Here is a 15252-nt window from a genome sequence, read left to right on the forward strand (position 1 = left end):
CTTGTCCTAAGCTGGCAGTCCTTATTGGAGACTGCTGAATGAAAAAATTCTGTTGTTTGGTGCTGGCGATGCTGCCACTGACTGCGTTTGCCTATCCTATCGATGTTCAAAAACAGCTGAACGGCTTGAGCATTGACTACAACGCCTTTGACACAGACGCCGACATCGCCTCCATTCAGGTGAACAACTACGGCACCACCGACGCGGTCTGCAAAGTGGTTTTCAACAATGGCCCGGAAGCGCCGCGCACCCGCACGATCGAAGTGCCCGCCGGCAAACACAAAAACGCCACCGCCAAGTTCACCCGGACCATCATCAAGATGCGCATCAACCTGACCTGCACCCCGAAATGATTCCACAACCCTGTGAGAGCGAGCCTGTGTGGCGAGGGGGCAAGCCCCCTCGCCACACAGGGCATGCTCCGCTTATAAACGAATTTATTGATGGGTTGTAGCAGTTATTTGCGCTTTTTCATCGATATGACTCTGTTTAACCTTCACTCCATCGACTTACAGCATTCTCAGATGGAGGCTACATCCCATGTCCCGCGTTCTGATCATCGAAAGCAGTGCCCGTCAGCAAGACTCGGTTTCCCGTCAACTGACCCAGACCTTCATCAGCCAGTGGAAAACCGCTCACCCGAACGACCAGATCACCGTCCGTGACCTGGCCGTCAACCCGGTGCCACACCTGGACATCAATCTGCTGGGTGGCTGGATGAAACCTGCCGAACAGCGCAACGACATCGAGCAGGCGTCCCTGGAACGCTCCAACCAGTTGACCGACGAATTGCTGGCTGCCGACGTGCTGGTCATGGCCGCTCCCATGTACAACTTCGCCATCCCGAGCACCCTTAAAGCCTGGCTCGACCATGTGCTGCGTGCCGGCGTGACCTTTAAATACACCGACACCGGCCCGCAAGGTTTACTCAGCGGCAAGCGCGCTTACGTGCTGACGGCTCGCGGCGGGATCTACGCCGGCGGCCCGGCGGATCACCAGGAACCCTACCTGCGTCAGGTCATGGGTTTCATCGGGATTCACGACGTGACCTTCATCCACGCCGAAGGCATGAACCTGGGCGGTGACTTCCAGGAGAAAGGCCTGAACCAGGCCAACGCCAGGCTTTCCCAGGTCGCCTGACCCGTTAATCGCCAGATAATCGCTGGATGGTCTAGTGACCTGGCGCAACCCTTCAAGCCTGTACGCGCATCGACCTCCCTTTGCACTTGTTGCTCCTGAGTGCTGTAGCCCGATTGAACGCTTTAGCGAGATCGGGCTTTTTTTTGCCTGCGATTTGGTGTGCGCAAACACAAGCCCCTTGTGGGAGCGAGCCTGCTCGCGAAAGCGATTTACCATTCAATGTTGATGTTGACTGACACTCCGCTTTCGCGAGCAGGCTCGCTCCCACAGTGGATTTGTGTGTTGCCTGACGATTAGCGGTGAAAAGCAAAAACCGCTATCGTCGCCGCCATTCGAAACGAGGCGAGCATGGGCTATCTACTTTTTGTCACGCTGATCCAGGCGTTTTCCTTCAGTCTGATCGGCGAATACCTGGCCGGTCATGTCGACAGTTACTTTGCGGTGCTGGTGCGAGTGGTGCTGGCGGGACTGGTGTTCATCCCGTTGACCCGCTGGCGCTCGGTTGAGCCGGCGTTCATGCGCGGCATGCTGTTGATCGGCGCATTGCAGTTCGGCGTGACTTACGTTTGCCTGTACCTGAGTTTCCGGGTGCTGACGGTGCCGGAAGTGTTGCTGTTCACCATCCTCACGCCGCTGCACGTGACCCTGATCGAAGATGCGCTGAACCGGCGCTTCAATCCGTGGGCCCTGGTGGCAGCACTGGTGGCGGTGATGGGCGCGGCGGTGATTCGCTACGACCGGATCAACCCGGATTTCTTCATGGGGTTCCTGTTGCTGCAACTGGCCAACTTCACCTATGCCGCCGGCCAGGTGCTCTATAAGCACTTGGTGGCGCGCCATCCAAGCGACCTGCCGCATTACCGGCGCTTCGGTTACTTCTACCTTGGCGCATTGGCGGTAGCGTTGCCGGCGTTCCTGCTGTTCGGTAAACAGAACTTCCTGCCCGAAGCGCCGCTGCAATGGGCCGTGCTGCTATTCCTCGGCCTGGTCTCGACCGCGTTGGGGTTGTACTGGTGGAACAAAGGCGCGTGCCTGGTGAACGGCGGGACGCTCGCGGTGATGAACAACCTGCATGTGCCGGTGGGGTTGCTGATCAATCTGCTGATCTGGAACCAGCATGAAGAACTGGGGCGGTTGTTCCTGGGTGGCTCGGTGATTCTGATGGCGGTGTGGATCAGTCGGTTGGGTGTCAGACGAGAAGCGAAGCCGGTGCAGGAACGGCAATGATGGATCTTATCGCCGCCATCGAGCAGATCTACGAGCCCGCAGGCATGACATTGACGGATGAGGCTCAGCGCGAGGAAGAGAGCGCCGAATACGGCGCCTGTCGCTTTGGCCTCGATGGCCAGACGATTGTCTACCGTGTGGCGAAAACCACGCCGACCAAGATCGGCCAGTTCGTCACGCTGTGGAAGCGGCCGACGCCGGACAGCGAGATTGCACCGCTCGACACCGGCGATGGGGTTGCCTTTGTGGTGGTGAGCGTTGCTGATGAAACGCACTGTGGGCAGTTCGTGTTCGACCAGAAGATACTGGCTGCCAAAGGGGTCATGTCGATTGACGGTGACGGTGGCAAGCGCGCAATTCGCGTCTATCCGCCCTGGGCCAGACCTGTCGCAAAACAGGCGATCAGGACGCAGCAATGGCAGCTGAAGTATTTCCTCACACTTGAACAGAACGGGAGCGCCGACGCGGTTCAGGTGTGCCGACTCTTTGGAAAATAGACACCTAACCCCTGTGGGTGTTACATGATGTATTTTTCGGCTTCGGGGATGTGGCTTGCGCCCAGCATCGCCGGGAGCAACCCGGCCCTTAAATCACCGCCACTGGGCTGCTGATACAGGCTCAAGCCAAACTCCGGCAGCACCGCCAGCAGGTAATCGAAAATATCCCCCTGAATCCGCTCGTAATCAGCCCACACGGTGGTGCGGGTGAAGCAGTAGATTTCCAGCGGGATGCCTTGGGCCGTGGTCTGCATTTGCCGAACCATACAGGTCATGTTCGGCTGGACCTCCGGGTGGCTTTTCAGATACGCCAGCGCATAGGCGCGGAAGGTCCCGATGTTGGTCATCCGTCGACGGTTGGCCGACATGGCCGCGACGTTGCCCTGGGCTTCGTTCCAGGCCTTGAGTTCGGCCCGCTTGCGGCTGATGTAGTCGGTCAGTAGATGCACCTGGGACAGCTTCAGTTCTTCGTCATCGCGGATGAATCGCACGCCACTGGCGTCGATGAACAGGCTGCGTTTGATCCGGCGCCCGCCGGACTGCTGCATGCCGCGCCAGTTCTTGAACGACTCGGACATCAGGCGCCAGGTCGGAATCGAAACGATGGTCTTATCGAAATTCTGCACTTTCACCGTGTGCAGGGTGATGTCCACCACGTCACCGTCGGCACCGACTTGCGGCATCTCGATCCAGTCGCCGACCCGCAGCATGTCGTTGCTGGTCAACTGCACGCTGGCGACGAACGACAGCAGGGTGTCCTTGTAGACCAACAGAATCACCGCCGACATGGCGCCCAGACCCGACAGCAGCAACAGCGGCGAGCGGTCGATCAGGGTGGCGACAATGATGATCGCGCCAAACACGTACAAGACCATTTTCGCCAGTTGCACGTAGCCTTTGATCGAGCGGGTGCGGGCGTGTTCGGTCCGGGCGTAGATGTCCAGCAGGGCGTTGAGCAGGGCGCTGATGGCCAGCACCAGGAACAGAATGGTGAACGCCAGCGCCACGTTGCCGAGGAAAATCAGGCTGGTCTTGCTCAGCTCCGGCACCAGGTGCAGGCCGAACTGGATCACCAGCGACGGTGTCATCTGCGCCAGGCGATGAAACACCTTGTTATGTCGAAAGTCGTTGATCCAGTGCAACGCCGGCTGACGACCGAGTAATTTGGCCGCGTGCAGGATCAGGTAGCGCGCCACTCGTCCGAGGACCAGCGCAATCACCAGCAACACCATCAGCGCCAGGCTGGAATGCAGGAGCGGGTGCTGATCGAGGGCACCCCAAAGGTCTTGGGCGTTGAGCCAGAGCTGTTTGATATCCATGGGTAAAAACGGTTCTTCTGTAGGACGCGACGGGGCGATTAGAGCATTTAAGACGCTTTGGATGACGTTTGATGACAAAAGACGCAACAAAAAAGCCACTGTTTGCAGCCGTTTGTATAAAGAAACTCGGCCTCAGCGCTCGAAACCGTTACCCTATGCAGCTGTTTTTTTGTATTTCTTCGAGGTAGCACCCGTGTTTTCCCAATTCGCCCTGCACGAACGCCTGCTCAAAGCCGTGGCCGAGCTTAAATTTGTCGAGCCAACGCCTGTGCAAGCAGCGGCTATTCCGCTGGCGCTCCAAGGGCGTGACCTGCGGGTGACAGCGCAAACCGGTAGCGGCAAAACCGCTGCATTCGTTTTGCCGATCCTCAACCGCTTGATCGGCCCGGCGAAAGTCCGTGTCAGCATCAAGACCCTGATCTTGCTGCCAACCCGTGAGCTGGCCCAGCAGACCATCAAGGAAGTCGAGCGCTTTGCGCAGTTCACCTTCATCAAATCCGGTTTGATCACCGGCGGTGAAGATTTCAAGGTCCAGGCCGCCATGCTGCGCAAAGTGCCGGATATCCTGATCGGTACGCCGGGCCGGATGATCGAGCAACTGAACGCCGGCAACCTCGACCTCAAAGAAGTTGAAGTGCTGGTGCTCGACGAAGCCGACCGCATGCTCGACATGGGGTTTGCCGAAGACGTCCAACGTCTGGTGGAAGAGTGCACCAACCGTCAGCAGACCATGCTGTTCTCCGCCACCACCGGCGGTTCGGGCCTGCGCGAGATGGTCGCCAAGGTCCTGAACAATCCGGAGCACTTGCAGCTCAACAATGTCAGCGACCTGAACGCCACCACCCGTCAGCAAATCATCACCGCTGACCACAATCAGCACAAAGAGCAGATCGTGAACTGGCTGCTGGCCAACGAGACCTACCAGAAGGCCATCGTGTTCACCAACACCCGGGCCATGGCCGACCGCATTTACGGCCGCCTGGTGGCGCAGGAATACAAAGCGTTCGTGCTGCACGGTGACAAAGACCAGAAAGACCGCAAACTGGCCATCGATCGCCTGAAGCAGGGCGGCGTGAAAATCCTCGTCGCCACCGACGTCGCCGCTCGCGGTCTTGACGTGGATGGCCTGGACCTGGTGATCAACTTCGACATGCCGCGCAGCGGCGACGAATACGTTCACCGCATCGGTCGCACCGGACGTGCGGGCAACGATGGCCTGGCCATCTCGCTGATCTGCCACGGCGACTGGAACCTGATGTCGAGCGTCGAGCGCTACCTCAAGCAGAGCTTCGAGCGCCGCACCATCAAGGAAGTCAAAGGCACCTACGGCGGACCGAAAAAGGTCAAGGCCTCGGGCAAGGCCGTTGGCGTGAAGAAGAAAAAGGTCGACGCCAAAGGCGACAAGAAGAAAACCGGCGCCAAGGCACCGACGAAACGCAAGATCGCCAACCGCCCGAAGACCGACGCCCTGTCGCTGGTCAGCAAGGACGGCATGGCTCCGCTCAAGCGCCGCAAACCGGAAGCGCCGGCTGCTGAATAAGCCGTTCTGGCGACCCAATAAAAAACCGGACAAATGTCCGGTTTTTTTATGCTCGCGATTGGGCTAAACCGATCAACTCTCGGCTTTCTTCTCTGCCGATCCCAACTCCTTCAAACGCTGATCGATCAACTGGCACTTGTCCGGCAAATCCTTGCTGGCCGTCTCCAGATCCATCTTCTGTAATTCATCATTGATCTCTTTGGCTTTGGCCGGGTTCTGCTCGGTGAGCCTGGTGACTTCCTTGGCCAGTTGTTCGCGCTTGGCGGTGGCTTCCTCGGGGGTGCAGGCCCAGGTGGGAAGAGCGCAGGCGAGGGTGGCGGCGAGGGTGAGTTTCAGCAGGGTTTTCATAGATTGGGCCTCGGTTCCGTATCGGGCGGTTAATCGGTTGAGGCTGCCGGGGGTGTGAAAGTTCCGCTTGCTGCGCAACGGGGAAACAGGTCCTAGGAAATATACTACGGCCCTTGGATTCTTCTGGCGTCCGTCCAAGAGGTTTCCCGCCGATTCGCCGGAGCCGTCCGCTTCAGGCGATGACGCTCATCGGGTACCGGTTTCGAGCCTAATCAATATTTGACGCCAGAATGGTGGCTCTCTAATATCGCGCCACTGTTTTGCCATCATTCTCTGTTTCGAGGGATCGAACATGTACTCACCCGCCCTCGGGGCGAGGTTGTGCCTGGCTTTGCTGTGCCTTTCTCCGCTAAATCCTGCTCACGCCGCCCCGACGCCAGGGGAAACCGACCTGATCCGTGAGCGCCAGGATCGTCTCCTCGAAGAACAACGTCGGCGTCTCGAAGAGCTCAAGGAATTGCCCGGCAAGGAAGCCAAACCAACTCAACCGGCCGCCCCGACCGACACACGTTGCTTCCCGATCAAGGACATCGAACTCAAAGGCGCTGACAGTCTCTCTGATAGCGAGAAGAGTCGTCTGCTCAAGCCTTACATCGGTCAATGTCTGGGCGTCATCCAGCTCAACGAGCTGCTCAAAGCCATCACCGACCACTACATCGAAAAGGGCCTGGTTACCAGCCGCGCGTACTTGCCGCAGCAGGATTTATCCGGCGGGCATTTGAAGGTGCTGGTGGTCGAGGGGCGGCTCGAAGGTTTGAAAGGCGCGCAGGGCAGCCAACTGTCAGACCGCGAGTTGGCCATGGCTTTCCCGGGCAAGAGCGGTGATCTGGTCAGCCTGCGTGAGATCGAGCAGATGGTTGATCAGCTCAATCGCTTGCCATCGAATCAGGCGCAGATGGCATTGACCCCGGGCCAGAACGTCGGCGGCAGTGAAATTCTGGTCAAGAACACTGCGCAAAAGCCCTGGCGTGCCGGGTTATCCCGTAGCAACGACGGCCAGCGCAGCACCGGCGAGCAGCAGTGGCGCACCACGTTTGACTGGGACAGCCCGTAGGGCCTGGCCGATCAGTTGATGCTGCGCGGTGGTCACGATGCGATGACCGATCACCAGCACACCTCCAACAACGCGATGCTCTATTACAACGTGCCGTGGGGCTGGTGGAACTTCAGTTACACCTACAGCCAGAGCGAGTACCGCTCACAGATCGCCGCCAATGATTACAACTTCAAGCAGACCGGCGACAGTGAAAACCATCAGTTGCGCGCCGAGCGGGTGATCCACCGCGATGCCGTGAGCAAGACCTCCCTCAGCGCCGGCCTCTCTTACCTGCGCACCAACAACTTCATCGAAGACAGCAAACTCAAGTTCAGCAGCAACCGCATCAGCGAAATGCAATACGGCATCAACCATGGTCGGCGGATCGGCAGTGCATTCGTCAACCTCGACCTGGGCATGCAGGAAGGCATCGGCGCCTTCGACGCCCAGGGCAATGGCCATCCCGTCCCCGGCGAGCCGGATGCGCGCTATCGCAAATACACCGCCACCGCGACGTATCTGCAGCCGTTCAAGTTGTGGGGCGAGTCGTTCAGTTTCACCAGCCTGATGACCGGCCAGCGCAGTGAAGACGTGCTGTTCAGCCCACAGCGCACCAGCCTCGGCGGGCAGTCGTCGATCCGTGGCTACAAGGATCAATCTTTGTCCGGCGACAGCGGCGGTTATTGGCGCAACGACCTGCGCTGGAGCCGCCCGGTGACGCTGCAATGGCTGCGCCCAGTGTTCGCCGAATACGGCACCAGCCTCGGTTACGACCAGGGCGTGATACGCGGTGACCGCTACAACGACGATCAGCACGGGCGCATGTCCAGCAACTCGGTGGAGTTGTTTGCTCGCGGTCAGCATGTTGCCGCGAGCGTGACCTTCGCCCATTCCCTCGAACGCCCGGACACCCTGACCGAGCGTGAAGCACCGATCTATTTCCGCGTGGATTTCTTCCTCTAATTACAGTTCTTCGAGATCACCGACATGGACGTTCGCCAGTTCTTCTTCCTCGCTCGCCAACCTTCCGCTGTCGTGAAAACCCGAGAGCACTTCTGGGGCATGCCCAAGCGCGGATTGGCGTTCCTGTTGGCCAACGTCATGTTCTGGCAACCGTTGTGGGCACAGGCTGGGGGCATTGCAGTCGTCAATCCAGGGACCACGCTGGATCAAGCCGGCAACGGCGTGCAGATCATCAACATCGCCACGCCCAACGGTAGTGGTGTGTCCCATAACCAGTTCTATGATTACAACGTCAGTGCCCAAGGGGTCATCCTCAACAACGGTTCCACCCAAACCTCAGCCACGCAACTGGGCGGCATCATCGTCGGCAACCCGCACCTGAAAAACAGCGGCTCGGCACAAACCATCCTCAATGAAGTCATCGGCGGCAGCCCCAGCCAGTTACGCGGTTACACCGAAGTGGCGGGGCAGTCGGCGCGGGTCATCGTTGCCAACCCTTATGGCATCACCTGCAATGGCTGCGGTTTTATCAACACCCCGCGCGTGACGTTGACCACCGGTAAACCGGTGCTCGATGGCAGTGGTCGCGTCGATCGCTTTCAGGTGGATCAGGGCAGCATCGCCATCGAGGGCGCCGGGCTCAACGCGAACAACATCGGCCACTTTGAAATCATCACACGCAGCGCGCAGATCAACGCCGAGATCCAGGCAAACAACCTGACCATCGTCGCCGGCCGCAACGACGTCAACGCACAGACCCTCAACGCCACCGCACGGGCCGAAGATGGCAGCGCGAAGCCGCAACTGGCCATCGACTCTTCCGCATTGGGCGGCATGTACGCTGAGACGATCAAACTGGTGGGCACCGAAGCCGGGGTGGGCGTTAAGGTAGCGGGCAACCTCGCTGCCAGCGCCGGTGATATCCAGATCGATGCCAACGGGCACCTGAGCCTGGCGCAGACATCGGCCGCCGGTGCCGTGAGCGCCAACGCCGTCAGTCTCGACGCCCAGGGTGCGGTCTACGCCGGCACGACGGTCAACATTCAAACCCAGGGCAACCTGACCAACCAGCAAACCCTCGCTGCCCGCGACAGCATCACCTTGAGTGCCGGTGGCCAGTTGACCAACAACGGGATCATCGAAGCCGGGGTCAACGCCGACACCAGTCGTAATGCCAGCGGCGATGTCAGCCTGACTGCGCAGGACCTCAACAACGCCGGAAAAAGCGTGGTTGCCAGCCGCGATCTCACCATCAACACCCAGCAGACCCTGAACAATCAGGGCGGCACCCTGAGTGGTCGGCGTCAAGTGAGCGTCAGCGCCACAACCCTGGATAACCAGAACCAGGGTCGGGTGCTGAGCGCTGATCGCCTGAGCCTGAAGGCGGACCAGGCCCTCAATAATCAAGGCGGCTTGATCAAAGGCCAGGGGCAGCTCGATGCCACCCTGAAGCACCTGAACAATAGCGTGGGTGAAGTGTCCAGCCAGGGCAACAGTACGTTGATCCTGGGCTCGCTGGACAACAGCGGTGGTGTGCTGATGGCGGAAATGGGTCTCGACATCAGCGCCAGCGACACGATGACAAACCACGCAGGGCTGATCTCTGGGTGGCAGGGCCTGACGATCAAAGGCACGCGCCTGGACAACAGCAACAGCGGCACCGTTTCCAGTCGTAGCGGCAATGTCGATATCAGTCTCAGTGGTGCGCTACTCAACAGCACGGCTGGCGCGCTGGTCAGTCAGAAAGCGCTGACCATCAACGCGGCCAGCCTCGACAACAGCGCCAAGGGCATCGTCTCCAGCGCTACCGAACAAACCATCAGTGTCAGTGGGCTGCTCGACAACTCCGACGACGGTTTGCTCGACAGCGGCGCAACCCTGATCCTGCAGGCCATGGCGCTGAGCAACATCGGGGGCACGGTCAACGCGTCGGGCGACCTGCGGTTCAGTGGCACCGACCTGAATAACAGCCAGGGAACATTCATTGGCAAGCAGGCCATCACCCTTGACCTGCTCGGCGCCCTGATCAACACCCAGGGTCGAATGTCTGGCGTTGGTCCGCTGCTGCTCCAGCGCAGCACCCGCGTCGACAACCAGGGCGGCGAGCTGTCCAGTCAAGGGCTGCTCAGCCTGCTGACCGGCAACCTGGACAACCGAAACCAAGGCACCGTCGCGGCCAATGACAAGCTGCTGATCAGCGCCAGCGGTACGGTCGACAATGGCGACGAAGGACTGATCGCCAGCCGCAATGCCGATCTGGAACTGAGCGCCGCCAGCGTCGGTAATGCCAAGGGGCAGCTACAGGCCAACAGTGCTCTGCAGCTGAATGTGTCGGGAAATATCGACAACCAGAGCGGCCAGATCGTGGCCAAGCAAGGCGAGCTGTCGCTCAAGGCGGCCAACCTCGACAACCACGGCGGCCACCTCGCGGCCTTGAATGGCGACGCCAGTATCGAAACCGCCGCCAATGGGACGTTCAACAATCGTGATGGCGGGCTGTATGCCAAGACGCTGCTCCAGGTCAGCGCCAAGGATCTGGATAACAGTGGCGGGCAGATCAGCGCCAACCGGATTGGCCTCGACCTGCAAGGCGCTCTGAACAACCGCAATGGCATCATTGAAAGCCTGAGCAGCCTGACGACCACGGCCGCCAGCCTGGATAACCAGAGCGGCCAGTTGCGCGCTCTGGGGACCAGCAACAAAACCCTGTTCAGCATCGGCGGCACCTTCGATAACCGCGATGGCCGTCTGGAAACCGCCAACACCGACCTGAGTATCGAGGCCAGTGGTTTTCAGAATCAGGGCGGCAGCTTGCTACACGCCGGGAACGGGGTGTTTGGCATCTCCATGGCGAATCTTAATGACGTCGGCGGACGCCTGGTCACTCAAGGTGACCTGACGCTCGACGCCGACGACTGGACCAACAGCACTTCGATTCAAGCTGAACGCCTGACGGTTAACGTCAAACACCTGACCCAGACCGGCACTGGCCAACTGCTGGCCGCCACCCATCTGGAGGGTACGGGCACCGACTGGAGCAACGATGGCCTGATCGGCAGTGATGGCGACATCAGCGTTGACCTGACGGGTAACTACAGCGCCAAAGGTCGTCTCAGCAGTCTTGGCACCCTGGACCTGCACGCGTCTCGGCTCGACCTGGAAAGCACCGCCAGCATCGCCGGGGGTGGTGACACTTCCATCGACATCGATGCCCTGTTGAACAATGCCGGACGGATCACCTCCAGCGATAACCTGACACTGACTGCAAGCGGCATCAGCAACAGCGGCACCGTGGGAAGCGGCAAGGAGCTGATCGTCAACACCGGGGCTTTGCTCAACGACCAAGGCCTGATCTTTAGTGGCGGTAACCTGCAACTGCTGGTCTCCAGTTTCACCAACCGTTATGCCCAGGTGTACAGCCTGGGCTCGGTACTGATCGCCAAAGACACCGGCCAGACTCAGGCCGATCTGCTGGATAACCGTTCAGGCGCCATCGAAAGCCTGGGCCAGATGACGATCGCCGCGACCACGGTCAACAACGTGATGGACGTGCTGGAATACACCGAGCACGAAAAAAGCGCCACCAGCATTACCCGTTTGTCGTGCACCCTGATTCCGGTCGCTGGTTGCGACGATCGTGGTGGCGGTCGTATCAACGGTCTGTGGGAAATCGCCGAAACCGACCGCCTGCGGGTGACCAAAAGTAGTGCCGCGTCCAGCCTCACCAGTGGCGCAGACCTGCTGATCGATACGCAGATTCTGAACAACACCAGCAGCACCGTGGCGGCCACCGGCAACCTGCAGGTGAATGCGACAACCATCAACAACCGGGGGCTGCAACCCCAGGAAATCCAGACCCTGCGGCGTTACTGGAGCTTCGTCAACGAAACCGGGAATGCTGCGGCATTGGCGGACACTTTCAATGCGCGGAACAACCCGAACCCTTCGGCTACGGTCGAGTCGGACCTGAGTGCGTTCCTCGGCTGGATGGGGGGGGCTGCTGGCGCAAAGCAGCACGGTTACCAACGGCGATCAATCCTTCGCCGCAACCCTCCAGGCCGGTGGCAACGTCAACCTCAACACGAGCCAGACCCTCAACAACAGCGTGGTGCGCTCCTTCTACGCCTATGTCGGGGCCGGCCAGACCCAGGCTGACACCAGCGCCGGCAGCGGTTACTCGACGCCGGTCTCCATCAACCCCCAACTTCCCCCAGATATCGCTCAGCAGCAGGTCAATCCGGTGGTCTTGCCGGGCTTCACCTTGCCCAGTAGCCCGAACGGCTTGTTCCGCCTGAGCGCTCAAGGCACCAGCACCGCGCCGGCGCCCAGCCCTTCGGCGATCGCCGGCCTGCCAGACAATTCCGCGCAATCCAAACCGCATAAATACCTGATCGAAACCAACCCGGCGCTCACCGACCTCAAGCAATTCATGAGTTCGGACTACCTGCTGACCAACCTCGGCTTTGACCCCGACATCAGCGCCAAGCGACTGGGTGACGGCCTGTACGAACAACGGATGATCCAGCAGGCGGTCGTTGCCCGCACCGGACAGCGTTTTATCGACGGCCAGACTTCCGACGAGGACTTGTTCAAATACCTGATGGACAACGCCATCCAGAGCAAGCAACAGCTCAACCTGGCGGTGGGCGTGAGCCTGACGGCGGAACAGATCGCCGCGTTGACCCACGACATCGTCTGGCTGGAAAGCCATGAAGTGAATGGCGAACAGGTGTTGGTGCCGGTGTTGTACCTGGCGCATTCGGATAACCGCCTGGCGCCCAATGGTGCGTTGGTGGCGGGCAAAGATGTCAGCCTGATTTCCGAGAGCCTGATCAACGACGGGACATTGCGAGCCAGTAATAACCTGTCGGCTTTTGCAGGGGACAACTTGGTTAACAGCGGGTTGATCGAGGCAGACAATCGTCTGAATCTGTTAGCAGGCAATAATCTGGTGAACCGTGCCGGCGGAATTATCGCCGGTCGCGATGTCAACCTCTCGACCATTAATGGCGATGTGATCAACGAGCGCAGCCTGACCTCGCATCAAAGCAGTGGCGGTGCTTACACACAGCAAGAGCAAAGGGATTTTGTTGATAGTGCCGGACGAATTGAAGCGGACAACGACCTCACCATAAAGGCAGGTCAAGACGTCAACATTATTGGCGGTGCGCTGCAAAGCGGCCGAGACATGAATCTGACAGCAGGTCGGGACGTCAACGTTTCATCCGTGCAAGTCACCAGCAGTATGGCTCAGGACAGCAAATTCAACAGCAGTAACATCACTCAGCTGGGTTCCAGTATCAACGTTGGACGCGACCTGTCGGTCCAGGCGGACCGCGATATCACGGTCATCGCCAGTGAAATCGATGCCAAACGCAATATCACCATGGACGCGGATGAAAACCTGACTATCAGTTCTGCGGCGGATGAAGAACATTCTCTGTTCAAGAGCAAAAAACTCAAGATGCAGGAAGACCATGTCAGCCAGGTGATGAGCGACGTTACGGCCGGCGGCAACGTGAAACTGAACGCAGGTCAAAATCTTGCGGTGATCTCCAGCCGGATTACCGCAGGCGACGAGGCGTATCTGAAGGCAGGTGAGAGGCTCGATATCCTCGCGGCACAAGATACCGATTACTCGCTGTACGACATGAAGAAAAAGGGTTCATTTGGCGCTGAGAAAACCCAGCGGGACGAAGTCACCGATGTCAAATACATCGGCAGTCAAATCACCTCGGGAGGCAACCTGACGCTGGTGAGTGGTGGGGATCAGCTGTATCAAGGCGCGAAACTGGATAGCGGTAAGGACCTGACCCTCGACAGTGGTGGCAGCATCACCTTCGAAGCGGTGAAGGACTCTCATCAGGAGAGCCACGACAAGAGCAGTAATAGCTGGGCGTGGACCAGCATGGAGAGCAAAGGCCAGGTTGACGAAACACTGCGGCAAAGCCAGCTTTTTGCTAAAGGCCAGACAATCATCAAAGCGGTTGATGGGCTGCACATCGATATCAAGGACATCAACCAACAGAGCGTGAGTCAGGCGATCAATGCCATGGTGCAAGCTGACCCGGGCATGGCTTGGCTCAAAGATGCTGAAGCCCGCGGCGATGTCGATTGGCGCCGGGTTAAAGAGTTGCATGACAGCTGGGATGAAAGTCATTCCGGGTTGGGTGGCCCGGCGATGATCATCATCGTCATCATCGTCAGCTACTTCACAGCCGGTGCGGCCTCCGGAATGGTGGGGTCAGTTGCTGGCGCGACCGCTGGCTCGGGTACGGCACTCGCCGCCGGAACCGCGGCGACTGCAACGGCGCAAGCTGTTGCTGCTGGTTGGGCGAACGCGGCCCTCACCGCCATGCTCACCTCCGCAGCCAGTACAGCCGCGGTCAGCACCATCAACAATAAAGGCAATCTTGGCGCGGCCCTCCAGGAAACCTTCAGCGCCGACAGCATGAAAAACTACATCGTTGCCGGAGCCGTGGCGGGACTTGCTACCGGTATATTCAACGATTGGACTAGTACCAGCACAGAACCAGGCACTGCGTTGACTGACTCCACCAACGGAGCTTTGGCGAACACGGGCAAGGTTGTAACTGCCAGTCCCGGTGGACTGAGCAGTCTGGGAGGTATCGCCCAGTTCACCGCGAACCAGGCTCTGCAAAACAGCACCTCTGCACTGCTCAATAAGGCATTGGGTCGCGATGGTAGCCTCGGTGATGCCTTGCAAAGCAGTCTGGTGAATGCGTTTGCTGCCTATGGTTTCAACCTGGTTGGTGATATCGGCCTGCAGAACGATTTGCCCGAAGGAGGCCTTGCAAAAATCGGCCTGCATGCGGTGATGGGTGGCCTGGCCTCGCTCGCTGCGGGCGGTGATTTCAAGACTGGGGCCCTGGCGGCAGGAGTCAATGAAGCCTTCGTCGGTAAGTTGGCCTCGGCCTATGCCGGCATGTCTAAGGAGGACAGGGATCGACTGTTGGCCATGAACTCGCAACTGATTGGAGTGCTGGCAACTGCTGTTCAAGACCCTGATGCCGATAACAACAAGCTGCAAATCGGTTCGTGGGTCGCACAGAACGGAACCCTGTACAACCGTCAGCTTCACGCCGATGAGCAAGACTGGATCAAGGCGCATGCCAAAGAGTTTGCCGAGAAAAATCGCATCAGTGAAGACTAAGCCACGAA

The 15252-nt window shown here is 59.1% G+C and carries 9 protein-coding genes and 1 pseudogene; 8 read left to right on the top strand and 2 right to left on the bottom strand.

What is annotated here, in order from left to right:
• Nucleotides 1-38: 38 nt before the first annotated feature.
• The 4 genes from ACYZUD_RS31595 (at nt 39) to ACYZUD_RS31610 (ending at nt 2864) form a co-directional block, all read left to right on the top strand.
• Nucleotides 39-353, top strand: a complete 315-nt coding sequence (locus ACYZUD_RS31595) for a 3-phosphoglycerate kinase (RefSeq protein WP_462021707.1) — start codon at nt 39-41, stop codon at nt 351-353.
• Between the two features lie 187 nt (nt 354-540).
• Nucleotides 541-1140 carry an FMN-dependent NADH-azoreductase gene (locus ACYZUD_RS31600; protein WP_462021708.1) on the top strand — a complete coding sequence of 200 codons (600 nt, stop codon included), beginning with the start codon at nt 541-543 and terminating at the stop codon, nt 1138-1140.
• A gap of 348 nt (nt 1141-1488) precedes the next feature.
• Nucleotides 1489-2367 carry a carboxylate/amino acid/amine transporter gene (locus ACYZUD_RS31605; protein ID WP_462021710.1) on the top strand — a complete coding sequence of 293 codons (879 nt, stop codon included), beginning with the start codon at nt 1489-1491 and terminating at the stop codon, nt 2365-2367.
• Nucleotides 2364-2864, top strand: coding sequence for a MepB family protein (locus ACYZUD_RS31610; RefSeq protein ID WP_462021711.1), 501 nt, complete (start codon nt 2364-2366; stop codon nt 2862-2864). Before ACYZUD_RS31605 ends, ACYZUD_RS31610 begins: the two co-directional genes overlap by 4 nt.
• Before the next feature lie 20 nt (nt 2865-2884).
• Here ACYZUD_RS31610 and ACYZUD_RS31615 read toward each other — a convergent pair whose 3' ends face one another.
• On the bottom strand, nt 2885-4183 hold the full coding sequence (locus ACYZUD_RS31615; RefSeq protein ID WP_462021712.1) for a mechanosensitive ion channel family protein: 1299 nt from the start codon (nt 4181-4183) through the stop codon (nt 2885-2887).
• A gap of 193 nt (nt 4184-4376) precedes the next feature.
• Here ACYZUD_RS31615 and ACYZUD_RS31620 point away from each other — a divergent pair, with 193 nt between their 5' ends.
• Complete coding sequence (locus ACYZUD_RS31620; RefSeq protein WP_150745821.1) at nt 4377-5723, top strand: DEAD/DEAH box helicase; 1347 nt, start codon at nt 4377-4379, stop codon at nt 5721-5723.
• Nucleotides 5724-5795: 72 nt separating this feature from the next.
• Here the strand turns inward: ACYZUD_RS31620 and ACYZUD_RS31625 are convergent, their stop codons facing one another.
• On the bottom strand, nt 5796-6071 hold the full coding sequence (locus ACYZUD_RS31625) for a hypothetical protein (RefSeq protein ID WP_462021713.1): 276 nt from the start codon (nt 6069-6071) through the stop codon (nt 5796-5798).
• 292 nt (nt 6072-6363) lie between these two features.
• On the opposite strand from ACYZUD_RS31625, the pseudogene ACYZUD_RS31630 reads away from it, so the two are divergent.
• The 3 genes and pseudogenes from ACYZUD_RS31630 to ACYZUD_RS31640 all read left to right on the top strand — a co-directional run bounded on the left by ACYZUD_RS31630 (nt 6364) and on the right by ACYZUD_RS31640 (nt 15244).
• Nucleotides 6364-8070, top strand: a pseudogene (locus tag ACYZUD_RS31630) (ShlB/FhaC/HecB family hemolysin secretion/activation protein).
• Nucleotides 8071-8094: 24 nt separating this feature from the next.
• Nucleotides 8095-12225 (top strand): two-partner secretion domain-containing protein, encoded by a 4131-nt coding sequence (locus ACYZUD_RS31635; RefSeq protein ID WP_462021714.1) that lies wholly within the window; start codon nt 8095-8097, stop codon nt 12223-12225.
• A gap of 274 nt (nt 12226-12499) precedes the next feature.
• Nucleotides 12500-15244, top strand: coding sequence for a DUF637 domain-containing protein (locus tag ACYZUD_RS31640; protein WP_462021715.1), 2745 nt, complete (start codon nt 12500-12502; stop codon nt 15242-15244).
• Nucleotides 15245-15252 lie beyond the last annotated feature (8 nt).

The organism is Pseudomonas sp. XS1P51, from assembly GCF_054897845.1.